We start from the raw sequence: 23,097 nt of genomic DNA, 5'->3' as shown, positions 1-23,097 counted from the left end.
TAATAAGATAGTATTATTCATACTTACATTATATGACAAAACTATAAATTATGTAGGGAAGTATGTATCTATTTGATTATGAATGTATTTTATAATCACATCAACGTGATTATAAAAATCGAATTGGTAACCTGCGGGTAATAAGCAGGCACAAACGGTCAAAATAATGGCAACAAAGCGTTCTCCACGTTGGCTATTTTTACCGCGGATCATGGGAAAACAAAAACGTTGGGGGAGTGGCCATAGTAACGGTACCCCCGAAGGCGTGAGCATATCGGCGACTAGATGGCTGATATAACCCAATAAAAAGGCTTGGATAATATCATTTGGGATTGCCCATTCTGTAGGTACCCATTGATAACAAGAAATCATCAATAGAAACCATGCAACTAGGCTATGAGTAAACCCACGGTGCCCGCAAAGCTTGGAAATGGGTAATGAGAAAATCCGCAGTAATCGACCAGGAATTGAGGAGGGGTGGTCAATATCGGGCAATAATGCGCCTAATAAGGCTCCTGGAACCATGTGCAGCCAATCACCATGAGCAATCTCTGGGGTGATTTGAAGTTTATGAGCCATTATTAAAGAGGCGACGGAAAAAAGCAGATGCCCTTCAGCTGTCATGGTGGATAAAATACCATCTGTTTATCTATACAGTTGATTGGCAGTATAAAGTGTTTGAAAAGAATATGATAGTACTAGAAAGGTAAAAAAACTCTTATTTATTAGCAGATAAGGAAAGGATTTTATAAATTAACACAATTCCCCTACCTAAGTTAGATAGGGGAGAACACTTCTTAGACACACAAAGTATTCTTAACGTAAATGTTCAGCCTTTAAGTCATTCAGTGAGGCTAGTTTGATATCGGCTAAACCAAAGCGCGGATCATTAAAATGCTTGCTGTCAGGTACCACAATTGAACGCATTCTGGCCGCTTTTGCAGAAATCATACCGTTAAATGAATCTTCTAATGATGCGCAATTGACCGGTTTAGTTGATAACTCAGCTGCTGCTTTAAGATAAACTTCAGGATGAGGTTTACTCAAGGGTAAATTAGCCGCAGAAATAACCGCAGAGAAATAATCACGAATATCCAGAAGGTTTAATACTTTTTCCAACATGTATAAAGGAGAAGCAGAAGCCAGGGCAATTTTTAAATCCATTGACCGGCAAAGTTCCATGGCATGTTGCACACCGGGTAGAATAGGGCGAGTTTCTTCAACTAAGCCAACAACACGGTCAATGATGCGTTGTGTGGCTTCTTCTTGGCTGCATCCTTGCCAAGGGGAAGCGTGGTACCAAAGCTCCACCACATGGTCAATACGTAAACCTAAGGTATCAGGCAGGGTATCAGCAATTGAAACGTCGACACCCAATTGTGAAAAAATCTCAAGTTCAGCCTGTGCCCAAAAAGGTTCCGAGTCGATCAGTAAACCATCCATATCAAAAATGACCGATTGGATGGGAAGATTATGGTACATGTCAAAACTCCATTCATGTCGTATCTATTAACGAAGGAGCAATGATATCAGTAAACAGGCTTCAAGCGTATTACTTGAGGTCAGTATTAGGGCAATATTGAAGAATTATCGGACAGCATGAAGTAAAAATATAATGATAATTAATAACCATACTATTTTGATTAGTCTGAAAGTCTAAATATAATTATCAATTATGAATTGAAATTTGGAGACGATGACTTTTTTCAGCTATGATTAGCGTTGAAAAATCATTGTAAAAATTTATCAAAAATAATAACGCTGAGGAAAAGCAGTAATGAATTACCATAATGCCAATTATGTCGCAATCGGCAAACGTATTCTGGGTTGGGTTGTTTTTCTGTTAGCATTAATTTCGACATTGGCGTCTTTAATTAAACTGGCTGGCATGAAGGGGCTTGCAGGTGAAGGGATCAATGCAGTCGCTAATGATTTTATTAAATTAATGGCGGAAATGGCCCGTCAAACTACGCCTTTCCTAAATTTCTTTTGGAATAACTCACCAGTACCTCAAGTTGCTAATGGGTTTTCTGGCAGCAATATCGGCTTTATCATCATTTTTATTTTTATTTTTGTTGGGCTTGCATTAAGTGCATCAGGTTTGCGCATGTACCGACAAATTAAGTTTATCCGTGAAAGCTTAGAAGACCACGTGATTATAGAAAAAGCAAAAGGCATAGACATCTCAAAAGAAGAACTAGAAGCTAAGGTAACTATTCCACGTCACACCATTTTCTCTCAATTTTTTCTTCTTTATTTTTGGCCAATTGTATTGGGGGTTGGCTTGTATTTTCTTCTACGCTTCCTTAACTGGTAATTTTCGTCATACTTCGAACCCTAGCTGTGTTGGCTTCTTTTGGCTAGTCGGGGCTCATACTTGTGTATGTTCCCCAAACTATCCTCAATTGCCGCCTTGCCACGGCTCGAATTATTTAGAAAGTTAAATTTTCGTCATACGTCACGTTATGAGGGTGTTGGCTGCGTTTAGCTACTCGGGTCACATACTTATGTATGCTCCCAGAGATATCTGCACTTGCCGCCTACTCATAACGCGAATTATTTAGAAAATTAACTATTCGTCGTACTTAATATTAAAAAACAGGAGCTTATTTTTCGTTGAGTAGGTTATCAATAATTGTTTGTGCTTGGTGGTAGCTTTGTTCATTACCAAAGATATGGGCTTGATTGAGTAAATAATATAACTGATAGATTGGTTGCCTATCTAAAAATCCATTTGGCAATGGCCAAACACTTTGGTAGCCATCGATAATTTGGATCGGAAGTTCTTGATATAACGGTAACATCGCAATATCACATTCTCTATCGCCCCAATAACAGGCGGGGTCATACAGCACTCCTTCAATATTTTGAGTGATAGCACAGTTTGCTGGCCATAAATCACCATGTAATAAAGAAGGTTGTGGTTGATGTCCTGCAAGTTTGTCCTTAACAATATCGACAATTTGCTGAATATCGCTAAATACCATTCCTTTTTCGGAGGCGAGTTGTAATTGTAAGCCAATACGCTTTTCTGCAAAAAATGAATTCCAACGCTTTTCCCAGCCATTAGGCTGTACAATTGTGCTTAGCATTGTATCAAAATCAAACCCGTAACTAGGCTGCTCTTCCCATTGATGTAAACGCGCTAGTTGTTGACCAAAATGCCATGCATTGGTGTTATCGAAAGGTTTTAGGGGGAAATATTCGAGCAGAAGAAAACTATGGTGCTTATTACTGCCAACACCGTAAACCTTAGGAACGGTTATAGTTTGGCTTTTAGCGAGCATTTCAAGTTGTTCAGCCTCTTGTTTAAATAAAGGCAAAAACTCACGCCGATTTTGTTTAATGAACACGGTGTGTTCGCCATAGTCAATTCTTAACGTATGGTGAATATCACCACCAGAGAGAATGACTTTGTTACGTAGCTCTGCCTCACCTAAGTGTTCACTTAATAAACGACACATTGCTTGCCACATGACTCACCTCGCTCTGCTTTGGTCTTCATTAATATAATACTATAGCGGCAGTTTAGGAATTAACAGTGATAATTGCTTAAAAAGAAGCCGCTATCACGAAATAGTTAATTAATTATCAGGTTGATAACTATAATCAGAGAGTGACTCAAACTTAACGTGTGACGAACTAAATGAGAATGTTCAAATAATGGGAAATAAGTAGCTACAGACCTCACATTATCAGCGAGAAGCCTAGCAATGAAAGTTTATGAGGGATAAGTATGGGCGGGATTAACGTTGTACGACGAAAATGCGTTAAAACATTAGGCTGGTAGTAAGTATTGGTTGTTTTAATAAAAAGCTGAACTTACGAATTTGTGAGTTCAGCTTTTTACTTTTAGAGCATTCAATTATCAGGCTGTATGCATACTTTGTGGGTTAGCTTGCCCTTTTTTGCGGGCTAATACGATTTTGCTATACAGTAATGCAATCACAAAATACACAGCCTGTGTAACAACGATAGTTGGTCCGGTTGTTGCGTTGATGTGAAAACTCAGGATAGTCCCAATAACGCTCGATGTTACCGAAGCAATGATAGCGACGATGAGCATTTTCCCAAAACTACGGCATAACACAAAAGCAATGATGCCTGGGGAAATTAGCATTGCAATCACCAAAATAATACCAACTGCTTGCAATGAAGCAACAATGGTGAGAGCGAGTAGCGATAGCAAGCCATAATGGATTAACTTCACAGGCAAGCCAATGACTCGTGCTTGGTTAGGATCAAAGCAATACAACATGAAATCCTTACGTTTCAATAGGATAATTGCAATGGTTACCCCTGCAAATAGTAATATTTGTTTAAACTCGCTATCGGTTATCCCTAAAATATCACCAAATAGAATATGCGTAAGGTGCTGTTCGGTATCTATTTTAGCAAACATAACCAAGCCGATAGCAAACATGCCTGAGAAGACGATACCCATCACCGTATCTTCTTTTATACGGCTATTTTCCTTTAAATAACCTGTAGCCACAGCACAAAACAAGCCAGATGCAAATGCCCCTATTGCTAATGGGATACCGAGTAAAGAAGCAATAATGATCCCCGGTAAAACGGCATGGGAAATTGCATCGCCCATCAATGACCAACCTTTCAATACTAAAAAGCAAGAGAGGATAGCGCATACCGTTCCGCTGACAATGGCTGTAATCAATGCTTTTTGCATAAAGGGAAATGCAAACGGAGCCATCAGTAAGTCAATGAAATCACTCATGAGATGCTCCTTGTTGGTGTGATTGGTGCAGCCGGGCGACTTCCTGTTTGGCTTTACGTTTTGAGGCAAAAATACCGTGCTTAGGTGCAAAGAAAAATGCCAGTAGGAAAATAATGGTTTGTAAGGTGACTATTAACCCACCTGTAGCACCATTAAGGAAATAACTGATATAAGCACCAACAGCACTGGTTACGGTACCAATCGTGACTGAAATAATGAGTAAGCGTTTAAATTGGTCGGTTAATAAATAGGCAGTCGCACCTGGTGTGACGACCATCGCAATCACAAGGATTGCGCCAACTGTTTGTAAAGCAGCAACAGTACACGCACTTAATAATGTGAAGAAAATAATTTTTAGGCGTAGAGGATTCAAACCTATTGAGCGTGCATGGCTTTCATCGAAAAAAACGGCTAATAAATCTTTCCATAAGCACAACAGGATAATAAATGAAACGCCGATAATAATTTCTACTTGTAATACGTCAGAATCCGCAATACCTAAAATATTACCAAAAATAATACTTTGTACATTAACAGATGTTGGATTCAATGAAACAATCAACAAACCTGCCGCGAAAAAAGTAGAAAAGATAAAGCCAATAACAGCATCTTCACGTAAACGAGTTAGATGCTTTATTAATGTCATGGCAAGTGCCGCAAGGATCCCGGTAAAAAAGGCGCCTGCCGCATAGGGTAAACCTAAAGCATAAGCACCCGCCACCCCAGGAACAACGGAGTGGGAGAGGGCATCTCCCATCAATGACCAGCCTTTCAACATCAAATACGCCGATAAGAATGCACAGACAGCACCAACAATGGCGCTGACCCAAATGGCTTTTATCATAAAATCATATTCAAAGGGCTGTAATAACATCTCAATCATTCGGAACCCTTAGCTTGGTTTTTTCGAACGGGTGCATCATGGTCATGACCATAGAATACAGCCGCTCTTTCATCATCGGTAATGACGGTGACAGAGCGCGGGTCATCATCGTCATGAAGCTCTTGACCAGACAGGTTAATATGACGCAATACACCACCGAAAGCTTGTTGCAGGTTTCGTTGCGTAAATGTCGTTTCAGTAGGCCCGCTCGCTAAAACAGTGCGATTGATTAAGATAACATGGTCGCAGAACTCAGGCACACTGCCCAAGTTATGAGTTGAAACGAGAATGAGATGGCCTTCGTCACGCAAACTACGTAGCAGGTCAATAATGGCATTTTCGGTTTTAACATCAACTCCAGTGAAGGGTTCATCGAGGAGTAAAACTTTACCTTCTTGTGCGAGCGCCCGCGCTAAAAAAACTCGTTTTTTCTGGCCTCCTGAGAGCTCGCCTATTTGTCGATGCTCAAGCCCTGCAAGGTCAACTCGCTCTAATGCCATTTTGACAGCGTCTTTATCGGCTTGTTTAGGGATGCGAAAAAAACCCATTTTGCCATAACGACCCATCATCACGACATCAGAAACGAGAACGGGAAAATTCCAATCTACTTCTTCTGTCTGTGGGACGTACGCAATCACGTTTTCTTTAAGCGCGGTTTTTATCGGTTGATCATTTAATGTCACACTGCCAGAAGATGGGGTGACAAGCCCCATAATAGTTTTAAATAGCGTTGACTTACCACTACCATTTACGCCAACTAAGGCACAAATAGAGCCACCAGAGATAGTAAAGCTTGCGTCATAGATAGCGGTGTGACCATTATTATATGTCACAGTCGCATCATCGACGATAAGATTCGGGTGTTCGAATTGACTTGAGTGATTCATATTACTGTGAAAATCCTTTCGCTATCGTGTCTACAGTCGTATTTAAAAGGTCAATATATGTTGGTACTGGGCCATCAGCAGTTGAAAGTGAGTCTACATATAATACGCCACCGTATTTTGCCCCTGTTTCTTTACTGACTTGGCGAGCCGGTTTGTCAGAAATTGTACTTTCACTGAATACTACAGGGATGTTGTATTTACGGACAGTATCAATTACCTTTTTTACTTGTTGAGGAGAGCCTTGCTCTTCCGCATTGATTGGCCATAAGTAGACTTCTTTAAAGCCGTAATCATTAGTTAAATAGCTAAATGCGCCTTCACTTGAGACTAACCAACGTTCATTTTCAGGAATGCGATTTAAGCGTTCACGCAAAGGGGCGTCAAGCTCAGCAATTTGTTGCGCATATTTTTTTGCATTGGCATTATATGTTTCAGCATTTTCAGGGTCATATTTGACCAGAGCTTGACGAATATTTTCAATATAAATCTTAGCATTAGCAGGAGACATCCATGCATGTGGGTTCGGGTTGTCTTTATACTCACCTTCACGGATTGGCATTGGCTCAATACCTTCAGTGACCACGACAGCAGGGACATTTTTAAAGTTTTCAAAGAAACGTTGGAACCACACTTCCAAATTCATCCCATTCCATAAGATTAAATCTGCGTCATAGGCTTTCATGATATCTTTAGGTGTCGGTTGATAACCGTGAATTTCTGCTCCAGGCTTTGTTATAGACTCGACAATTGCCGCATCTCCAGCTACATTTTGAGCGATATCTTGAATAATAGTAAAAGTGGTTACGACTTTAAACTTTTTAGCAAAAGCAGGCTGACTAAAAAAGATGATTGCTATCAAAGCAAACATACTAGTTAGTAAAGGTGCAGATAACCGAGATACGTTCTTCTTCATAAAAGTTGACCCTGACATTATTGGTTTAGCGTTTATTAACATACAGTTGTTAAGGTTTATAACAATTATATTTTATATCTCAATTGATAATGATTATCAATATCAATTGAGAAAAATAAATATAAAAAGTGTGGAATAGCATTATTTGTCATTATAGGCTTCTAAGTCCCATGGTTATTTGTATGACTAAAACACGTCCTGAAGTAAAAGTTAAGTAAAAATTATTTTATTTTTCTTAGGATTAGTTATTCTGCCATCGGCTTTCATCGCAGAGGATTCGACAGTGAAAAAAATAATTGGCGGTACTTTTGTGTTACTGCTACTTGCAGGTTGTTCAAGCGAACCAGATAGGCCTATAACAAAACAGCGAATGTTAGAGCCTAGCGGGCCAATAACAGCACAAAATACGGTATTTCCAAGAACGCCTTTTGATGAATTTATTCGTGACTCTGCGGCTCGTTACAGTGTTGATGAAACTTTAATTAGAGCGATTATTGAGGTCGAATCTAACTTTAGACCTGAAGTTGTCAGTAAATCCAATGCAATAGGTTTGATGCAGATTAAAGCTTCGACAGCAGGACGTGACGCCTATCGTTACCAAGGGAAATCGGGGGAGCCGAGTTCTCGTGACCTAAAAGATCCACAAAAAAATATCGATATTGGTACAGCTTATATTCGTATTTTAAGGGAACAGCACCTTGCGGGAATAAGCCATCCTCAGACATTATATTATGCAACGGTTGTTGCTTATGTGAATGGGGCAGGAGCGTTATTAAGAACGTTTGATAATGATAAAGGCCGGGCGATAGCGATGATTAATCGCTTATCACCGGAAGAGTTTTATCAACATGTACAAACAAAGCACCCTGCACCGCAAGCCCCACGCTATTTGTGGAAAGTCAAAAATGCTTATAATGCACTAGCGATGTCTTATTGATATTCTCTCATTAAGTGTGGGAGTTGCGCGACAATTTCAACAATGCCGTTGATAACAAACTGCACTCCCATACAGATTAATAAGAACCCCATCACCCGCGCGATAGCATCAATACCACTGTTTCCAAGCCACCTCATGATAGAAGTTGCGCCTCTTAAACCAATCCAAACGATAAGACTTGCAATAAAAAAAGTAATCACGGGGGCAACTTTTAAGACCCATGGAGCAAAACTCACATTACCTTGTAATGATGCAGTGGAGCTGATGATCATCGCAATAGTCCCCGGGCCTGCAGTACTTGGCATTGCAAGGGGAACAAAGGCAATACTCGGTGATTCTTGGCGTTTTTTGGGGACATTTGGGTCATCAAGCGCATTGGTGGTCTGGTCTTCTCCTACATCACTACTAGGGAATAGCATGCCAAAGCCAATAAATGCCACAATTAATCCACCGGCAATTCGCAACCCTGGGATTGATATTCCAAATGTGTTCATGACTAATTGGCCTGCATAAAAAGCGATTGTCATGATTGCAAATACATAAATAGAGGCCAACAGCGATTGATGATCACGCTGTTCTTTTGTCATATTAGCAGAGATGCTTAGCATGACCGCAATTGCAGTTAAAGGGTTGGCAAGAGGAAGTAACAGTACCAGGCCAATACCAACGGCTTGAAATAGCTCAAAAAAGTTTGTCATGGAAGTTAGATTCAAGCTCCTGATTAATGTGAATAAAACACCTTATCCCAAATGATAGCAAAATTTCTTATAGATCTGTAGGTTAGCATTTATATCTAGTAAGGTGTTTTGTGGTAGGAGTACTGCGACAGTACTGATGAGTAAAAGTCAGTATTATTAATTTGTAGATAATTGGAGTTGTTCACATTAACTGTGGATAACCGTGGCCTTGAACTGTGAGTAACTTGTTTTTTTTGTTAAATAACAATTGGATGAGTTGTTGTGGTAAAAGTATTCAATTTTTATAGGCAAAAAAAAACCTTTTTATAGGGGTATAAAAAGGTTAAGGGCATTTCGTAACAGGTTGTCTTTAAGTTGATATGGAATGTAGTATATCTGCTGCAATGTTATTTACTGATAATTTATGTAAATTCATTAAAAGAATTCAATGTAACAGATAACCAAAGAGTAAAAAAATATATTAAACGGAATCAACCATTTAACTTTAGCTGTAACTGATTTAGATAAAAGTATTGGTTTTTATCAATCACTACTTGGTATGAAGTTACATGCGAGTTGGAAAAAGGGCGCCTATATTTCCTGTGGCGATTTATGGTTGTGTTTATCATTAGATACAACTCGCCAATTTTTGTCCCCAGAAAAAACGGATTATACACACTATGCCTTTAACGTTGATGCGAAAGACTTTCTTATCGTTGTTGATAGGCTAATGCAAGCGAATGTCATTGTCTGGAAAGAAAATAAAAGTGAAGGAGATTCTTTTTATTTTCTTGATCCGGATGGCCACAAATTAGAATTACATGTAGGCGGTTTATTACAACGCTTAAAGAGCTGCCAAGAAAAACCGTATGAAGAAATGAAATTTTATTAAAAAGAGTTATGGATTTCTTTACAAAGGATTTTTAGTTTTAAAAATAGCTTTACGCAGAGTTGTATATCCTATTTTCAGTTAATTTTGAGTAATAGGAAAAAGAATGAAAAAACTTATAGCGACATTAGCCGGAGCGTCTATGCTATTAGTTTTGGCAGCCGCCATGGTACTAATCGTTTTTCCTCAGCAGTGGAAGCAAAGTATTTATCCGAATATATCTCAAGTCTTACCAACTTCACTCAGTGCTATTTTACCGCAGAGTTTAGCCAGTAATGATATTTGTAATAGCTTAGAGGATAACCTGCAAAGTTTTGCTAACTATCTTAAAGTGAATCAGGATATCGTTGATGTAAAAGGAATGAATAGTTTAGATGAACAACTGGCTAATATTCAAACCAGAATTGATTCTATGCCAAGTGATGTCCGAAATTTAGTTTGCCAGCAGGAATACAGTAAATTAGAAGGTTTAAAAAGTGTGTTTTCATTAGGTTCCAGTAACTAATCTTTTTGCAGTTAATATTACCCCTCTATATATTCTTCCACTCAAATTTATATATTCATATATGTTATGCTAATAACATCATGTTGGCTTAAGGGTAATGTAATGAATATATTTAAATTGCCATTATTGAATTGGTTAGTGGCTAATGGCATTGCGGTTTATTTTCTTTTCAGGCAAGGTCTTTTAGACTGGACATTTTCTGGTTGGATGGGAATTTTAGGTATATTAGTTGCGCTGGAGAGTGTGAGTTGGGTCGCGACGAGTCTTTACTACTTTTATAAACATAAAACATCACCAAATCCTACGGTTAAGGCAACGCATTTAGTCACTAATGGGCCTTATCAATTTTCACGTAATCCGATGTATTTAGCTTTTACATCAATGAGCTTGGCTTTAGCTTTTTTCTCGCACTCTTCTTACTTTTTGGTCGCAGGGCTAGTATTTTGGCTGATTACTGATTTATATACGATCCCACAGGAAGAGCGTTTTTTATCTGCATCATTTAAAAATGAGTGGGAAGATTACAGTAAGCAAACGAGACGTTGGTTATAGATTAGTAGAAATGAGACGCTTTATCATTTAATCTGTTTTGTATACTACAAAATTTATACAAAATATATTAAGGATAATAATGAACTATCAGGTTGCGCCATTTTGGATATATTCGGGTAAGCTCGCGTGTTTTATAGTGATTAGCGTATTTTTTGCTTTTTTTTCGGTAAGTGGTTTTATGCTTTATTTATTTACCGTTGGGATTGTTTGGGCTGTCGTAGTCTCATTTAAAATTCATGGAATGAAAGAAAAAGGAATAATCTTAAAAAATAGCGATGTTTCTGATTGGATGGTATATGTGAATGGTATTCCAGTCCAAGAAAGAAGACAAACTCTGTCCAATCCCTGTTTTGCAACGATACAGCATGCGAAGTCATTCTTTAGTATTGCCTTTATTATTCGGGCGCTAATTCAAATTATCTTTTGTGTCTATTTATTTTGGCAAATAGAGAAATTAGATAACATTTTTGTACTATTATTCGGGTTAATTGCCACGTCCTACATCGTTTATTCATTATGGCAATCAATTCAATCGGTTATCATTCTTCAACAAAATAAGATAATCAGTGAAGAGTTAATCGCACCTAGTGGATCCCGTTGGTATCGTGTGTTTTTCAAGCAAAAAGAAAAACTATTTCCTGCATTGGATAACTTATTCATCATTTAATCGGGAAGGCGTTGATTTTTCATATGAAGAAGAACAATTCACGGTATTACGCTATCACCATAAAATAGGTCTGTGTTATCATTAGCAGTTGAGTTGCTCACGATGTAACGAAATAGGGCGTTTTAAGTTTCCCATATTTGTGTACATATCTTGCATAGTGAAGTGAGAAATCGTTAGTAACGTATTGATTTATAACTTTGGAATAATCAAGCAAGTGATCTTTCGTGTGGGTCACCACTGCTGATAAGGATTTTTTAATGCCTGTTATTACTCTTCCTGATGGAAGTCAGCGTCAGTTTGACCATCCCGTTTCTGTGATGGATGTTGCTCGAGACATCGGAGCGGGTTTAGCTAAAGCCTGTATCGCGGGTCGAATTAATGGCGAACGCGTTGATGCATGTGAAATAATTGAACATGATGCAAATGTATCCATTATTACGAGCAAAGATGAAGACGGACTCGAAATTATTCGTCACTCTTGTGCTCACCTGTTAGGCCATGCAATCAAACAATTATGGCCAAACACTAAAATGGCGATTGGGCCGACTATCGACAATGGTTTTTACTATGATGTTGATTTAGACCACATGCTGACCCAGGAAGACTTGGAAAAGCTTGAAAAGCGCATGCTTGAGCTTGCCAAAACAGATTATGATGTGGTGAAAAAACGTGTTTCTTGGAGCGAAGCTCGTGAAACATTTGTGGCTCGAGGCGAAGACTATAAAGTTGAAATATTAGATCAAAATATTAGTCAAGATGACCGCCCTGGTTTATATCATCACGAAGAATATGTTGATATGTGTCGCGGTCCACACGTACCGAATATGCGTTTTTGCCACCATTTTAAACTACAAAAAGTGGCTGGTGCATACTGGCGTGGTAACAGCGATAACAAAATGCTGCAACGTATTTACGGCACCGCATGGGCTGATAAAAAACAATTGGCAGCCTATTTATTACGTTTAGAAGAAGCAGCTAAACGTGACCACCGTAAAATTGGTAAACAGTTAGATTTATACCATATGCAAGAAGAAGCGCCGGGAATGGCATTCTGGCATAATGACGGTTGGACAATTTTCCGTGAACTGGAAACCTTCGTACGCACTAAACTGAAAGCTTATAATTATCAAGAAGTGAAAGGGCCATTTATGATGGACCGCGTATTATGGGAAAAAACAGGTCACTGGGATAACTATAAAGACGCTATGTTCACGACGTCATCTGAAAACCGTGAATATTGTGTAAAACCAATGAACTGCCCAGGTCACGTACAAATTTTTAACCAAGGTTTGAAATCATACCGTGACTTACCATTGCGTATGGCAGAATTTGGCAGCTGTCACCGTAATGAGCCATCAGGTGCATTGCACGGCTTAATGCGTGTGCGTGGCTTTACTCAGGATGATGCACATATCTTCTGTACTGAAGAGCAAATCTTAAGTGAAGTTACTAGCTGTATTGAAATGATTTATGATGTTTACGCAACTTTTGGTTTCGAAAAAATTGTTGTAAAACTATCAACCCGTCCTGAAAAACGTATCGGTACTGACGAGATGTGGGACAGAGCGGAAGAAGACTTAGCCAACGCCCTGAAATCAAAAGGTATTGAGTTTGAATACCAACCAGGTGAAGGCGCATTTTATGGCCCGAAAATTGAGTTTACACTGTATGACTGCCTTGACCGTGCATGGCAATGTGGTACTGTCCAGTTAGACTTCTTCTTACCGGGTCGTTTGACAGCTTCCTATGTAGGTGAAAACAACGAACGTATCGTTCCTGTTATGATCCACCGTGCAGTGTTAGGTTCACTAGAACGCTTCATTGGTATCTTAACAGAAGAGTATGCAGGCTTTTTCCCAACATGGTTAGCACCACAACAAGTGGTTGTAATGAACATTACTGATAGCCAAGCAGACTATGTTCAAGAATTAGTAAGCAAGCTGCAAAGTGTTGGCATTCGTGCGAAAGCGGACTTACGTAACGAGAAAATCGGCTTTAAGATCCGTGAGCACACACTGCGTCGCGTCCCTTACATGTTAGTATGTGGTGATAAAGAAGTTGAATCAGGTAAAGTCGCTGTTCGTACCCGTCGTGGTAAAGACTTAGGCAGCCTTGATGTCAACGAATTCATGACAAAACTGCTTGAAGAGATCCGCAGTCGTCAACTCAATCAGATGGAGGAATAAGGTATTAAAGGCGGAAAAAAACTCCCAACAGCGCGTCCAAATCGTATTAACGATGAAATTCGCGCAACAGAAATCCGTGTCACTGGTTTAGACGGTGAGCAACTTGGTGTTATGAGTGTGCGTGAAGCCCTCTTTAAAGCAGAAGAAGCTGGTGTTGACTTAGTCGAGATCAGCCCAAATGCTGAACCACCGGTTTGTCGTATCATGGATTACGGTAAATATCTTTATGAGAAAAGCAAATCTCAGAAAGAACAAAAGAAAAAACAAAAAGTTGTTCAAGTGAAGGAAATTAAATTCCGTCCAGGAACAGACGAAGGCGACTACCAAGTTAAATTACGTAGTCTAATTCGCTTTTTGGAAGATGGTGACAAAGCTAAGGTGACACTGCGTTTTCGTGGTCGCGAAATGGCTCACCAACAGATTGGCTTGGAAGTGCTTAACCGCATCAAAACCGATCTGGATGAACTGGCATCTGTTGAATCATTCCCATCAAGGATTGAAGGACGCCAGATGATCATGGTATTGGCACCAAAGAAAAAATAATTAAGCCAGTATGGTTATAGCGAAGTAATTGCTAGAGTCTAGCAGCGCTCATTTTGGGCGCTGCTTCTCTGTTTTATCCGAGTTTTCTTTTTATTAATGATGAAAGTAATCTCATAGTAGCTAAGATACGGGTGTATTTTATGTCTTGCTATTTGCTTCATTAATGAATAAAGATAATTACGTCAAAGCAATATTTGGCCTCAATAGCCAAGTTTTCAAACAGTTCAGTGTGATTTATTGCAAGATTTACTTGAGTAATCCGGCAATAAGCATTAAAATCCGCGGTCGAATCACTTTGTCAGTGCATAGCGCATGAAGACAAACACAGAATATCGTACACACGTCAGGTATTAACTATTGAGTGACGAGTGTATTTGCTTGAGAGAAGCAAATCTCTTTATCCAATTGGAGGAATGAAGTATTAAAGGCGGAAAAAGAATCCCAACAACACGTCCAAATCGTATTAATGATGAAATTCGTGTTCCAGAGGTCCGTTTAACGGGTTTAGACGGTGAACAGTTAGGCATCATGAGCGCACGCGAAGCGCTTGAAAAAGCTGAAGAAGCAGGTGTAGACCTAGTTGAAATTAGCCCAAATGCTGAACCGCCAGTTTGTCGTATTATGGATTACGGCAAATTCCTTTATGAGAAGAGCAAATCTCAAAAAGAGCAAAAAAAGAAACAAAAAGTTGTTCAGGTGAAGGAAATTAAATTCCGCCCTGGTACAGATGAAGGTGATTATCAGGTCAAACTACGCAACCTGACTCGCTTTCTGGAAGATGGTGATAAAGCTAAAGTTACACTACGTTTCCGTGGTCGTGAAATGGCTCACCAGCAGATTGGTCTGGAAATGCTTAATCGCATCAAAGCTGATCTGGAAGAGCTGGCATCCGTAGAGTCTTTCCCTTCAAGAATTGAAGGGCGTCAGATGATCATGGTGCTGGCACCGAAGAAGAAATAATTAGGCCTGCAAGTAATATTCATTTATAGCAATATAGATGTTATTCGCCTAGTTAATTCGTAGTTAATCACAATGCGAAGTTGGAAATAAAAGAAATGCCAAAGATTAAAACTGTACGTGGCGCAGCAAAGCGCTTTAAAAAAACTGCAGGCGGTGGCTTTAAGCGTAAGCATGCAAACCTTCGTCATATCCTGACTAAAAAGTCAACTAAGCGTAAACGCCATTTACGTCCGAAAGGAATGGTATCTAAGGGCGATCTGGGTCTGGTAGTAGCTTGCCTGCCTTACGCATAAGTAAACAATTTAGTTAATTAAGATAAAAGACGATAGGAGATAGCTATGGCTCGCGCAAAACGTGGTGTAATCGCACGTGCACGTCACAAAAAAATTCTGAAGCAGGCGAAAGGTTACTATGGTGCACGTTCACGTGTTTACCGCGTAGCGTTTCAGGCGGTAATCAAAGCTGGTCAATACGCTTACCGTGACCGCCGTCAACGTAAACGTCAGTTCCGTCAACTGTGGATCGCACGTATTAACGCTGCGGCTCGTCAGAATGGTCTGTCTTACAGCCGTTTCATTAATGGCTTGAAAAAAGCTTCAATTGAAATCGACCGTAAGATTTTAGCAGACATCGCAGTTTTCGATAAAGCAGCATTCACTGCTTTAGTTGAAAAAGCGAAAGGCGCTTTAGCTTAATTGTTTGCTTGAAAAGAGGAGGGTAACTTCCTCTTTTCATTTATAGCTATTTGTGTTAATACTTTAGACTCAGATAGTTATTAGGAATTTATTCTATGCATTTTGTGATTTTTCGTTTCTTTTTTTACTTTAGCACCTGAATTTCGGGGGCTTTTGCGCGTAAATAGAAAGAAGAAATGAAAAGTTACGCTAAAGCCTCCTTAGGGAGGCTTTTTTGTTTCTAGTTTTAAATTAAGTGCAGTAAAATCAGTTAAGTATTCATTCATTACCAAATAGAATGTGAAGCTTAAAATATATAGTGAATAACTAGCAAAAAGACCAAGCGGTCATAAAGGGGAAACAATGCCACATCTCGCTGAGTTGGTTGCACAGGCAAAAGCAGCCATTGAACAGGCCCAAGATGTTGCTACGTTGGAGTCAGTGCGTGTTGAATATTTAGGCAAGAGCGGCCATTTCACACTACAGATGAAAACGTTGCGTGATCTGCCTGCTGAGGAACGTCCAGCAGCAGGGGCTGTGATAAATGAAGCTAAAGTACAGGTTCAAGATGCACTGAACGCCCGTAAGGACGCGATGCAAGCTGAAATTCTTAATGCACGTCTAGTGTCAGAAAAAATTGATGTGTCATTACCAGGGCGTCGTATGGAAAATGGTGGGTTACACCCAGTCACCCGTACAATTCAGCGAATTGAAGAGTTTTTTGGCGAATTGGGTTTCTCTGTAGAAACAGGTCCAGAAATCGAAGATGACTACCATAATTTTGATGCGCTAAATATACCTGCTCACCACCCCGCGCGTGCTGACCATGATACTTTTTGGTTTGATGCAAAACGCTTACTGCGAACGCAAACATCGGGTGTACAAATCCGTACAATGAATGGCCAACAACCACCGATTCGTATCATTGCCCCAGGTCGTGTATATCGTAATGACTACGACCAAACGCATACACCTATGTTCCATCAAACAGAAGGCCTAATTGTTGATAAAGATATCAGCTTTACCAATCTAAAAGGTACATTGCATGATTTCTTGAATAATTTCTTTGAAGAGGAAGTTCAAGTTCGTTTTCGTCCATCTTATTTCCCATTCACAGAACCTTCAGCAGAAGTTGATGTTATGGGCAAAAATGGCAAATGGTTAGAAGTATTAGGCTGCGGTATGGTACATCCAAATGTATTACGTAACGTAGGTATTGACCCAGAAGTCTATTCAGGTTTTGCATTTGGTATGGGAATGGAGCGCTTAACAATGCTGCGTTACGGTGTTTCTGACCTACGTGCATTCTTCGAAAATGATCTTCGTTTCCTCAAACAGTTTAAATAAGGCGGGTCTATCTCATGAAATTCAGTGAACTATGGTTACGCGAATGGGTAAACCCGGCGATCAGTAGTGAAGCATTATCAGAACAAATCACGATGGCAGGTTTGGAAGTTGACGGTGTAGATGCGGTTGCTGGCCAATTTCACGGTGTTGTTGTTGGTGAGGTGGTTGAGTGTGGTCAACACCCCAATGCAGACAAACTGCGTGTCACAAAAGTTAACGTGGGTGGTGAGCGTTTATTAGATATCGTCTGTGGTGCACCAAACTGCCGTCAAGGTCTGAAAGTTGCTGTTGCTACCGTGGGTGCAGTATTACCCGGTGATTTTAAAATTAAAGCCGCAAAATTACGTGGCGAGCCTTCTGAAGGTATGCTGTGTTCTTATTCTGAGCTGGGTATTTCCGATGATCATAGCGGAATTATTGAATTGCCGCAGGATGCCACTATCGGTACCGATATTCGTGAATATCTAAAACTTGATGATAATGCGATTGAAATCAGCATTACACCTAACCGTGCAGATTGCTTAAGTATTCTTGGGGTTGCACGTGATGTCGCAGTTATTAATAAATTAGCGTTAAATGAACCAGTTATTAATGCTGTATCTGCGACAACAAAAGATACATTCCCAATTCGAGTCGAAGCGCCAAATGCGTGCCCACGTTTTTTAGGGCGAGTGATCAAAGATATTGATGTTTCAGCACCGACACCAATGTGGATGAAAGAAAAGCTACGTCGTGGTGGAGTCCGTTCTATTGACGCTGTTGTGGATATTACCAACTACGTTTTATTGGAATTGGGCCAACCTCAACACGCCTACGATCTAGACCGTTTAGACGGTGCTATTGTTGCTCGTATGGCTAAAGATGGTGAGAAACTGGTTCTTCTTGACGGTAGCGAAGCAACATTGAAATCAGACACCTTAGTAATCGCTGATGAGTCTAAAGCACTCGGGATCGCGGGTATTTTTGGTGGTGAGCACTCAGGCGTTAATAACGAAACCAAAAATATTTTATTAGAGTGTGCGTTTTTTGACCCATTATCGATTACAGGCCGCGCACGTAACTACGGTTTACATACCGATGCTTCACACCGTTTTGAACGCGGTGTTGACCCACAGTTGCAGTTTAAAGCGATTGAACGTGCAACCTCACTGATTGTGGATATTTGCGGTGGGGAAGTGGGTGAAATCATTGATGTCACCAGTGAACAGCATTTACCGAAAGCAGCCAATATTAAGCTGACTCGCAATAAATTAGACCGTTTGATCGGCTACTTTATTGAAGATGAGTTAGTCACTGATATTTTGACGCGTTTAGGATGTAAAGTCACGGTTTCGGCTAACACATGGGATGTTGTTGCTCCAAGTTGGCGCTTCGATATGCAAATCGAAGAAGATTTAGTGGAAGAAGTCGCGCGTGTTTATGGCTATAACAGTATTCCTGATGTGCCACTGCGTGCCGACCTGGTCATGACTAATCATAAAGAAGCTAACTTACCTTTAAAACGTATTAAAGCGATGTTAGTTGACCGTGGTTATCAAGAAGCAATTACATATAGTTTTGTTGATCCTAAAGTTCAAGCTTTACTGCACCCACAACAAGACGCATTGATTTTACCTAACCCGATTTCTGTCGATATGTCAGCGATGCGTTTATCGCTGTTGACTGGTTTATTAGGAACGGTTGTCTATAATCAGAATCGTCAACAAAATAGAATTCGTTTATTTGAGACAGGTCTGCGCTTTATTCCTGATAATCAAGCAGAATATGGAATCCGTCAGGAACCAATGCTTGCAGGGGTCATCACAGGCAATAGATTTGAAGAACATTGGTCATTAGATAAACAAGTTGTTGACTTCTTTGACTTAAAAGGTGATCTTGAAGCTGTTTTTGAATTGACTGGGAAACTAAATCAAATTACATTTAAATCTGAGGCACACCCTGCATTGCATCCAGGTCAAAGTGCTGGGATTTATCTGGAAAATGAACACATTGGCTTTATTGGTGTGGTCCACCCAGAATTAGAACGCAAACTCGATTTAAATGGTCGTACGGTGGTGTTTGAGGTTCGTAGTGATGCGATAGCACAACGTGTCATCCCTGAAGCTAAGGCGATTTCGCGCTATCCATCGAACCGCCGTGACATCGCTGTAGTCGTGCCAGAAGATGTGGCCGCTGCTGAAGTTTTAGCAGAGTGTAAAAAAGTTGGCATAAATCATATAGTTGGCATAAACTTATTTGATGTGTACTGTGGTGAAGGAATAGCAGATGGCTACAAGAGCCTTGCTATCAGTCTTGTCTTCCAAGATACCCAACGTACCATGGAAGAAGAAGAGATCACTGCTACCGTTGATCTGTGTATTGCTGCGTTAAAACAGCGATTCCAAGCCTCCTTGAGGGACTAAACCTATGGCGCTTACTAAAGCTGAAATGTCAGAAAATTTGTTTGAAAAACTGGGTGTTAGCAAACGTGATGCTAAAGACCTTGTCGAAACTTTCTTTGAAGAGGTTCGCCTTTCCTTAGAAAATGGTGAGCAAGTAAAATTATCTGGATTCGGTAACTTTGATTTACGTGATAAAAATCAACGTCCCGGACGTAACCCAAAAACTGGGGAAGATATTCCAATTACTGCACGCCGTGTTGTTACTTTCCGCCCAGGCCAAAAATTAAAAAGCCGTGTAGAAAAAGCAACACCGAAAGAGTAATTATATCGTTTGATATAGAAAAAGACCGCCTAGGCGGTCATTGCCAGCCCCAGAACATCGGGGCTAGCAATATTTTTCAATAAGTTACGAATGTTGTGATAAGTTAATTCGCATCATTGCACCCCATATCGGTGGATGGAATGTGGATGCCTCCCCTTAAAGGGTTGCATGAAATGGCCTCATTTAAATAGTCAGGGGCAAAGTGTGCGTATGTCATTGTTTGCTGAATACTCGCATGACCCATGATTTTTTGAAGAGTGAGAATATTGCCACCGTTCATCATAAAGTGAGCTGCAAAAGAATGCCGTAAAACATGCACTGCCTGACCATGCGGCAAATCTGGTTTAACTTCTTTCAGTATTGATCTGTACGTGACGTAATTAACATCGAAAAGTAATCCAGAATCTTTTACTTTTACAGTTCTCATTACATCATCAGAAATGGGAACAGTTCTATGTCTACCATTTTTCGTTTTCATAAATGTAACTCGTCCATGTAATAAGTTTTCAGCCTTTAAACTAATGGCTTCTCCCCATCTTGCCCCCGTACTTAGACATAAAATAGTTATGCGTAAATAATCATCAGTCATGACATTAAGTAATTTTTCAATATCACTTTTTGTCAAATAGGCCATTTCTGGTTTTTCTTCTTTCAACTTACCAAGAGACTTAATCGGGTTACTTTTAGAGCACTCGCCAATTTCGGCCAATGAAGTAAAAATGCTCATTAGCAAATTAAACTCTCTATTGATAGTTGATGCCTTCACGCCACTTTGTAATCTATCAGAGCAGTACCTAGCTAATAACTTAGGTGTAATCTGGTATACAGCAGGATTACCCATATCCTTAGTTATTCTTGTTAAAATAGCCTTGTATTTTTTTGAATACTTTAGGTTGCGACCAATAAAATTCCACCAAATATCACATATATCATTTAATGATCTGTAGTCTCTTGCTTCGCTGTTCCACTCTTCACTATTAGCCGTCAGCATGACGCTTCTTTCATAAGCAATCGCATCGGCTTTCTTTTTAAATATCCGCTGAACTCTCTTTCCTGATCTGCCCTGCGGTCTGATATCCACTTTGTAACGTCCACCTTCAAGCGCCTTAATAGTCATTGTTGCGCCCTCCGGTTAAACGAGGTAATTCTAGATTTTCATTACAAATATAATATTGGTATATTTCCAACCAATTTTTGTACGTATAAACAACTAAATTATTAGAGTATGCCCACTGTGCGCGATAGCCGGTGAAATTTGACCAGCTTCAGGAAGTATCTTTCCGGTCGTAATCCATAAGCTATACTTTTCTAATTTTCGGTGTTTCAAAATACGTTCGACAGAAAGCCAGTTGATATTTTGCGGAACGGCCATTTTAATCTTTTCTACATGTAGCATTTCGTTAAGCTTCTCATTTAAGGTCATGCTTGTTTTTCCTCGTCTGTTTCATAATTTTTAGGGTCATAAAGTGCAGGTGCTATTTGTCCTGATTCGGACGCAACTTTTCCGGTAAAGAACCAGAGTGTGTATTTTTCATATATTGGGTGAGTAATAATATTTGTTAGAACGTCACCATTCGGCACTGTCCTACCAGATTCATATCGCCATAAAGCATCACGGCTTATACCAAGCATTTTAGCCGTTTCCGGTAAGCTAGTTAGCCTTTCACTTTCTCTTATGAGCTTTAGTTTTTCACCAATCGATATCATGGGCTGCTTTCCCTTCAATTTGTTCGTAGTTTCTAGGGTTATATAAAGCAGGTGCTATTTGTCCTGACTCTGAGGCTGTCTTACCCGTAATAAACCAAAGAACATACTTTTCAAATTTAGGATGATTTAATATTTTTGTTACGGTCTCGATATCTGGAATAGTTTTGCCGGTTTCATACCTCCACAATGCATTAGTAGGAATGCCGATCATTTCAGCAACTACCGGCCTACTTAATAGCCTCTCACTTTCACGTAAAAGTAAAAGTTTTTCTCCTACTGTTAATTTCATTTCATATCCTTACTATCTCTGAATATAGCTAAGCTAAATTTCCCTCATTTTTAATTTTATTCTGTATATATTGTTCTAATAAAACAGGCTGAATTTGTCCATATTCAGGTGCTGTTTTCCCTGTGGTAAACCACAAAGCATATTTCTCATAAATGGGGTGCGATAGAATTTTCATAATCACATCGCCTTTAGGGATCGCTTCATCTGATTCATAACGCCATAAAGCATTCCTTGGTATATCAAGTAATTCAGCAGCCTTAGCACGACTACCAATCATTTCACTTTCTCGCATGAGAACTAGCTTCTCACCTATTGTCAAACACATGTTGCTTTCTCCAAACAAATGATGTAATTTAAGTTCAAATGACCAATCAAGGGGTAATTCGGTGCAGAAATACCCCAATAGGAGAGATTATCACATGAACGAGAAATTGTTAGAACTGTTGTTCAAAATCCCGGACCCGATCACCGCTGATGAATTTTGTCGCCGAACTGGCAAGTCAGAAAGCAGTGTTAGAAAGTTAATGGATCGCCGTCGTTTACCTATCCGTACAGAGCGCCAAATTCACGGAGAGGGTTTCAGTGATATGCGTTTAATGATTATGTATAACGAGTATTTAGAAATGTGTTGGGAAGTCGCTCGTAAGCTTCCTGCAGCAGAGCGAATGGGCTGGAAAGATAGCTGGTTTAAGCGAGCTAAAAAGCTTATGGAAGATTTAGATGTCGTTCCTGACAATTTAAAATCTGTAGAGAACGCTTTAAAGGGCTAGGTGAAAACATGAGAGCCTGCATAGAGCAAATATCAACCCATAGCTTTAAATATCGTAACTTTCTAATAGTTAAGCTACCGGCTAAAACGATGAATCCCGTAACCCGCTATCATGTCCAACGAAATGATGATTCTTACGGGTTATTTGATTCCATGGCTCAAGCGACTAAATATATTGATCGTTTATATGGTGAAAAAAATGACCCAATTACATTTGCAACAGCATAAACATAAATTAACCGGTTCATCCGTTAATAAATTTAAAAGCAATAAA

30 protein-coding genes and 1 other annotated feature are annotated in these 23,097 nt (G+C 39.6%); of the genes, 17 read left to right on the top strand and 13 right to left on the bottom strand.

The window, feature by feature from the left end; genetic code table 11:
• Positions 1 to 48 precede the first annotated feature (48 nt).
• Both PR767_RS02135 and hxpB read right to left on the bottom strand, forming a co-directional pair.
• A complete protein-coding gene (locus PR767_RS02135; RefSeq protein WP_004910326.1) occupies positions 49 to 624 on the bottom strand; it encodes a metal-dependent hydrolase in 576 nt (191 codons plus the stop codon).
• A 192-nt stretch (positions 625 to 816) separates the two neighbouring features.
• On the bottom strand, positions 817 to 1,482 hold the full coding sequence (gene hxpB, locus PR767_RS02130; RefSeq protein WP_123382036.1) for a hexitol phosphatase HxpB: 666 nt from the start codon (positions 1,480 to 1,482) through the stop codon (positions 817 to 819).
• 295 nt (positions 1,483 to 1,777) lie between these two features.
• Between hxpB and PR767_RS02125 the strand changes: the two genes are divergently transcribed.
• Positions 1,778 to 2,317 carry a YniB family protein gene (locus tag PR767_RS02125; protein ID WP_004910331.1) on the top strand — a complete coding sequence of 180 codons (540 nt, stop codon included), beginning with the start codon at positions 1,778 to 1,780 and terminating at the stop codon, positions 2,315 to 2,317.
• A gap of 289 nt (positions 2,318 to 2,606) precedes the next feature.
• On the opposite strand, the gene PR767_RS02120 is transcribed toward PR767_RS02125, so the two are convergent.
• The 5 genes from PR767_RS02120 to PR767_RS02100 all read right to left on the bottom strand — a co-directional run bounded on the left by PR767_RS02120 (position 2,607) and on the right by PR767_RS02100 (position 7,418).
• Entirely contained in the window at positions 2,607 to 3,476 is an 870-nt protein-coding gene (locus PR767_RS02120) for a fructosamine kinase family protein (RefSeq protein WP_004910334.1), read from the bottom strand.
• Positions 3,477 to 3,868: 392 nt separating this feature from the next.
• Complete coding sequence (locus PR767_RS02115) at positions 3,869 to 4,735, bottom strand: metal ABC transporter permease (protein ID WP_042851806.1); 867 nt, start codon at positions 4,733 to 4,735, stop codon at positions 3,869 to 3,871.
• Positions 4,728 to 5,618, bottom strand: coding sequence for a metal ABC transporter permease (locus tag PR767_RS02110; protein ID WP_109911241.1), 891 nt, complete (start codon positions 5,616 to 5,618; stop codon positions 4,728 to 4,730). The genes PR767_RS02115 and PR767_RS02110 overlap by 8 nt, the downstream gene beginning before the upstream one ends.
• Positions 5,615 to 6,505, bottom strand: a complete 891-nt coding sequence (locus PR767_RS02105; RefSeq protein WP_109911242.1) for a manganese/iron ABC transporter ATP-binding protein — start codon at positions 6,503 to 6,505, stop codon at positions 5,615 to 5,617. The genes PR767_RS02110 and PR767_RS02105 overlap by 4 nt, the downstream gene beginning before the upstream one ends.
• Before the next feature lies 1 nt (position 6,506).
• Positions 6,507 to 7,418: a metal ABC transporter substrate-binding protein gene (locus PR767_RS02100; RefSeq protein WP_004910339.1), complete on the bottom strand. Its 912-nt coding sequence runs from the start codon at positions 7,416 to 7,418 to the stop codon at positions 6,507 to 6,509.
• Positions 7,419 to 7,701: 283 nt separating this feature from the next.
• Between PR767_RS02100 and PR767_RS02095 the strand changes: the two genes are divergently transcribed.
• Positions 7,702 to 8,355 (top strand): transglycosylase SLT domain-containing protein, encoded by a 654-nt coding sequence (locus tag PR767_RS02095; RefSeq protein WP_004910342.1) that lies wholly within the window; start codon positions 7,702 to 7,704, stop codon positions 8,353 to 8,355.
• Here PR767_RS02095 and PR767_RS02090 read toward each other — a convergent pair.
• Positions 8,349 to 9,053: a MarC family NAAT transporter gene (locus tag PR767_RS02090; RefSeq protein ID WP_004910345.1), complete on the bottom strand. Its 705-nt coding sequence runs from the start codon at positions 9,051 to 9,053 to the stop codon at positions 8,349 to 8,351. The genes PR767_RS02095 and PR767_RS02090 overlap by 7 nt on opposite strands.
• A 457-nt stretch (positions 9,054 to 9,510) precedes the next feature.
• Between PR767_RS02090 and fos the strand changes: the two genes are divergently transcribed.
• The 13 genes from fos (at position 9,511) to ihfA (ending at position 20,058) form a co-directional block, all read left to right on the top strand.
• Complete coding sequence (fos, locus tag PR767_RS02085) at positions 9,511 to 9,924, top strand: fosfomycin resistance glutathione transferase (RefSeq protein ID WP_272519857.1); 414 nt, start codon at positions 9,511 to 9,513, stop codon at positions 9,922 to 9,924.
• A gap of 103 nt (positions 9,925 to 10,027) precedes the next feature.
• A complete protein-coding gene (locus tag PR767_RS02080) occupies positions 10,028 to 10,426 on the top strand; it encodes a hypothetical protein (protein ID WP_004910352.1) in 399 nt (132 codons plus the stop codon).
• Positions 10,427 to 10,528: 102 nt separating this feature from the next.
• The gene (locus PR767_RS02075) at positions 10,529 to 10,978 is read left to right on the top strand and encodes a methyltransferase family protein (protein WP_272519821.1); all 450 of its coding nucleotides are present in this window, start codon (positions 10,529 to 10,531) and stop codon (positions 10,976 to 10,978) included.
• A gap of 79 nt (positions 10,979 to 11,057) precedes the next feature.
• Positions 11,058 to 11,645 (top strand): hypothetical protein, encoded by a 588-nt coding sequence (locus PR767_RS02070; RefSeq protein ID WP_109911245.1) that lies wholly within the window; start codon positions 11,058 to 11,060, stop codon positions 11,643 to 11,645.
• 257 nt (positions 11,646 to 11,902) lie between these two features.
• Positions 11,903 to 13,831 carry a threonine--tRNA ligase gene (gene thrS / locus PR767_RS02065; RefSeq protein WP_004910357.1) on the top strand — a complete coding sequence of 643 codons (1,929 nt, stop codon included), beginning with the start codon at positions 11,903 to 11,905 and terminating at the stop codon, positions 13,829 to 13,831.
• A 3-nt stretch (positions 13,832 to 13,834) separates the two neighbouring features.
• A complete protein-coding gene (infC, locus tag PR767_RS02060; RefSeq protein ID WP_071524538.1) occupies positions 13,835 to 14,374 on the top strand; it encodes a translation initiation factor IF-3 in 540 nt (179 codons plus the stop codon).
• A gap of 420 nt (positions 14,375 to 14,794) precedes the next feature.
• Entirely contained in the window at positions 14,795 to 15,334 is a 540-nt protein-coding gene (infC, locus tag PR767_RS02055; protein WP_071524539.1) for a translation initiation factor IF-3, read from the top strand.
• 95 nt (positions 15,335 to 15,429) lie between these two features.
• Positions 15,430 to 15,627: a 50S ribosomal protein L35 gene (rpmI, locus tag PR767_RS02050; RefSeq protein ID WP_004263702.1), complete on the top strand. Its 198-nt coding sequence runs from the start codon at positions 15,430 to 15,432 to the stop codon at positions 15,625 to 15,627.
• A 45-nt stretch (positions 15,628 to 15,672) separates the two neighbouring features.
• Entirely contained in the window at positions 15,673 to 16,029 is a 357-nt protein-coding gene (gene rplT, locus PR767_RS02045; protein ID WP_004263714.1) for a 50S ribosomal protein L20, read from the top strand.
• Between the two features lie 89 nt (positions 16,030 to 16,118).
• Positions 16,119 to 16,248: a sequence feature (Phe leader region), on the top strand.
• A complete protein-coding gene (pheM, locus tag PR767_RS21240) occupies positions 16,125 to 16,169 on the top strand; it encodes a pheST operon leader peptide PheM (protein WP_123382177.1) in 45 nt (14 codons plus the stop codon). (Overlaps the previous feature by 45 nt.)
• A gap of 123 nt (positions 16,249 to 16,371) precedes the next feature.
• Complete coding sequence (pheS, locus tag PR767_RS02040; RefSeq protein ID WP_004263717.1) at positions 16,372 to 17,355, top strand: phenylalanine--tRNA ligase subunit alpha; 984 nt, start codon at positions 16,372 to 16,374, stop codon at positions 17,353 to 17,355.
• 14 nt (positions 17,356 to 17,369) lie between these two features.
• Positions 17,370 to 19,757, top strand: a complete 2,388-nt coding sequence (gene pheT / locus PR767_RS02035; RefSeq protein WP_109911247.1) for a phenylalanine--tRNA ligase subunit beta — start codon at positions 17,370 to 17,372, stop codon at positions 19,755 to 19,757.
• Between the two features lie 4 nt (positions 19,758 to 19,761).
• Complete coding sequence (gene ihfA / locus PR767_RS02030) at positions 19,762 to 20,058, top strand: integration host factor subunit alpha (RefSeq protein WP_004263721.1); 297 nt, start codon at positions 19,762 to 19,764, stop codon at positions 20,056 to 20,058.
• 103 nt (positions 20,059 to 20,161) lie between these two features.
• Here ihfA and PR767_RS02025 read toward each other — a convergent pair whose 3' ends face one another.
• The 5 genes from PR767_RS02025 to PR767_RS02005 all read right to left on the bottom strand — a co-directional run bounded on the left by PR767_RS02025 (position 20,162) and on the right by PR767_RS02005 (position 22,346).
• Positions 20,162 to 21,175, bottom strand: coding sequence for a phage integrase (locus PR767_RS02025; RefSeq protein WP_272519820.1), 1,014 nt, complete (start codon positions 21,173 to 21,175; stop codon positions 20,162 to 20,164).
• A gap of 93 nt (positions 21,176 to 21,268) precedes the next feature.
• Positions 21,269 to 21,481, bottom strand: coding sequence for a hypothetical protein (locus tag PR767_RS02020; RefSeq protein WP_187710828.1), 213 nt, complete (start codon positions 21,479 to 21,481; stop codon positions 21,269 to 21,271).
• Positions 21,478 to 21,765 (bottom strand): helix-turn-helix domain-containing protein, encoded by a 288-nt coding sequence (locus PR767_RS02015; protein WP_272517351.1) that lies wholly within the window; start codon positions 21,763 to 21,765, stop codon positions 21,478 to 21,480. The genes PR767_RS02020 and PR767_RS02015 overlap by 4 nt, the downstream gene beginning before the upstream one ends.
• Positions 21,749 to 22,054 carry a helix-turn-helix domain-containing protein gene (locus PR767_RS02010; RefSeq protein ID WP_272519819.1) on the bottom strand — a complete coding sequence of 102 codons (306 nt, stop codon included), beginning with the start codon at positions 22,052 to 22,054 and terminating at the stop codon, positions 21,749 to 21,751. The genes PR767_RS02015 and PR767_RS02010 overlap by 17 nt, the downstream gene beginning before the upstream one ends.
• Positions 22,055 to 22,082: 28 nt before the next feature.
• Positions 22,083 to 22,346 (bottom strand): helix-turn-helix domain-containing protein, encoded by a 264-nt coding sequence (locus PR767_RS02005; protein WP_272517349.1) that lies wholly within the window; start codon positions 22,344 to 22,346, stop codon positions 22,083 to 22,085.
• Between the two features lie 127 nt (positions 22,347 to 22,473).
• Between PR767_RS02005 and PR767_RS02000 the strand changes: the two genes are divergently transcribed.
• Entirely contained in the window at positions 22,474 to 22,824 is a 351-nt protein-coding gene (locus tag PR767_RS02000) for a hypothetical protein (protein ID WP_036962129.1), read from the top strand.
• An 89-nt stretch (positions 22,825 to 22,913) separates the two neighbouring features.
• Positions 22,914 to 23,051 (top strand): hypothetical protein, encoded by a 138-nt coding sequence (locus tag PR767_RS21200; protein ID WP_324255897.1) that lies wholly within the window; start codon positions 22,914 to 22,916, stop codon positions 23,049 to 23,051.
• Positions 23,052 to 23,097 lie beyond the last annotated feature (46 nt).

The organism is Providencia sp. PROV223 (assembly GCF_028479245.1).
GTDB classification, from domain to species: domain Bacteria; phylum Pseudomonadota; class Gammaproteobacteria; order Enterobacterales; family Enterobacteriaceae; genus Providencia; species Providencia rettgeri.
This window is presented reverse-complemented; position numbering and strand designations above follow the sequence as displayed.

What these genes read in the sequence shown, in the direction of transcription:
- PR767_RS02125 (WP_004910331.1), top strand. Translation starts at nt 1,778, where the DNA reads ATGAATTACCATAATGCCAATTATGTCGCAATCGGCAAACGTATTCTG.
- PR767_RS02075 (WP_272519821.1), top strand. Translation starts at nt 10,529, where the DNA reads ATGAATATATTTAAATTGCCATTATTGAATTGGTTAGTGGCTAATGGC.
- ihfA (WP_004263721.1), top strand. Translation starts at nt 19,762, where the DNA reads ATGGCGCTTACTAAAGCTGAAATGTCAGAAAATTTGTTTGAAAAACTG.
- PR767_RS02080 (WP_004910352.1), top strand. Translation starts at nt 10,028, where the DNA reads ATGAAAAAACTTATAGCGACATTAGCCGGAGCGTCTATGCTATTAGTT.
- PR767_RS02100 (WP_004910339.1), bottom strand. Translation starts at nt 7,418, where the DNA reads ATGAAGAAGAACGTATCTCGGTTATCTGCACCTTTACTAACTAGTATG.
- PR767_RS21200 (WP_324255897.1), top strand. Translation starts at nt 22,914, where the DNA reads ATGAATCCCGTAACCCGCTATCATGTCCAACGAAATGATGATTCTTAC.
- pheT (WP_109911247.1), top strand. Translation starts at nt 17,370, where the DNA reads ATGAAATTCAGTGAACTATGGTTACGCGAATGGGTAAACCCGGCGATC.
- PR767_RS02070 (WP_109911245.1), top strand. Translation starts at nt 11,058, where the DNA reads ATGAACTATCAGGTTGCGCCATTTTGGATATATTCGGGTAAGCTCGCG.
- PR767_RS02015 (WP_272517351.1), bottom strand. Translation starts at nt 21,765, where the DNA reads ATGATATCGATTGGTGAAAAACTAAAGCTCATAAGAGAAAGTGAAAGG.
- thrS (WP_004910357.1), top strand. Translation starts at nt 11,903, where the DNA reads ATGCCTGTTATTACTCTTCCTGATGGAAGTCAGCGTCAGTTTGACCAT.
- rplT (WP_004263714.1), top strand. Translation starts at nt 15,673, where the DNA reads ATGGCTCGCGCAAAACGTGGTGTAATCGCACGTGCACGTCACAAAAAA.
- hxpB (WP_123382036.1), bottom strand. Translation starts at nt 1,482, where the DNA reads ATGTACCATAATCTTCCCATCCAATCGGTCATTTTTGATATGGATGGT.
- pheS (WP_004263717.1), top strand. Translation starts at nt 16,372, where the DNA reads ATGCCACATCTCGCTGAGTTGGTTGCACAGGCAAAAGCAGCCATTGAA.
- PR767_RS02000 (WP_036962129.1), top strand. Translation starts at nt 22,474, where the DNA reads ATGAACGAGAAATTGTTAGAACTGTTGTTCAAAATCCCGGACCCGATC.
- PR767_RS02020 (WP_187710828.1), bottom strand. Translation starts at nt 21,481, where the DNA reads ATGACCTTAAATGAGAAGCTTAACGAAATGCTACATGTAGAAAAGATT.
- PR767_RS02090 (WP_004910345.1), bottom strand. Translation starts at nt 9,053, where the DNA reads ATGACAAACTTTTTTGAGCTATTTCAAGCCGTTGGTATTGGCCTGGTA.
- rpmI (WP_004263702.1), top strand. Translation starts at nt 15,430, where the DNA reads ATGCCAAAGATTAAAACTGTACGTGGCGCAGCAAAGCGCTTTAAAAAA.
- PR767_RS02005 (WP_272517349.1), bottom strand. Translation starts at nt 22,346, where the DNA reads ATGCGAGAAAGTGAAATGATTGGTAGTCGTGCTAAGGCTGCTGAATTA.
- PR767_RS02120 (WP_004910334.1), bottom strand. Translation starts at nt 3,476, where the DNA reads ATGTGGCAAGCAATGTGTCGTTTATTAAGTGAACACTTAGGTGAGGCA.
- PR767_RS02115 (WP_042851806.1), bottom strand. Translation starts at nt 4,735, where the DNA reads ATGAGTGATTTCATTGACTTACTGATGGCTCCGTTTGCATTTCCCTTT.
- PR767_RS02135 (WP_004910326.1), bottom strand. Translation starts at nt 624, where the DNA reads ATGACAGCTGAAGGGCATCTGCTTTTTTCCGTCGCCTCTTTAATAATG.
- PR767_RS02010 (WP_272519819.1), bottom strand. Translation starts at nt 22,054, where the DNA reads ATGAAATTAACAGTAGGAGAAAAACTTTTACTTTTACGTGAAAGTGAG.
- PR767_RS02025 (WP_272519820.1), bottom strand. Translation starts at nt 21,175, where the DNA reads ATGACTATTAAGGCGCTTGAAGGTGGACGTTACAAAGTGGATATCAGA.
- PR767_RS02110 (WP_109911241.1), bottom strand. Translation starts at nt 5,618, where the DNA reads ATGATTGAGATGTTATTACAGCCCTTTGAATATGATTTTATGATAAAA.
- PR767_RS02105 (WP_109911242.1), bottom strand. Translation starts at nt 6,505, where the DNA reads ATGAATCACTCAAGTCAATTCGAACACCCGAATCTTATCGTCGATGAT.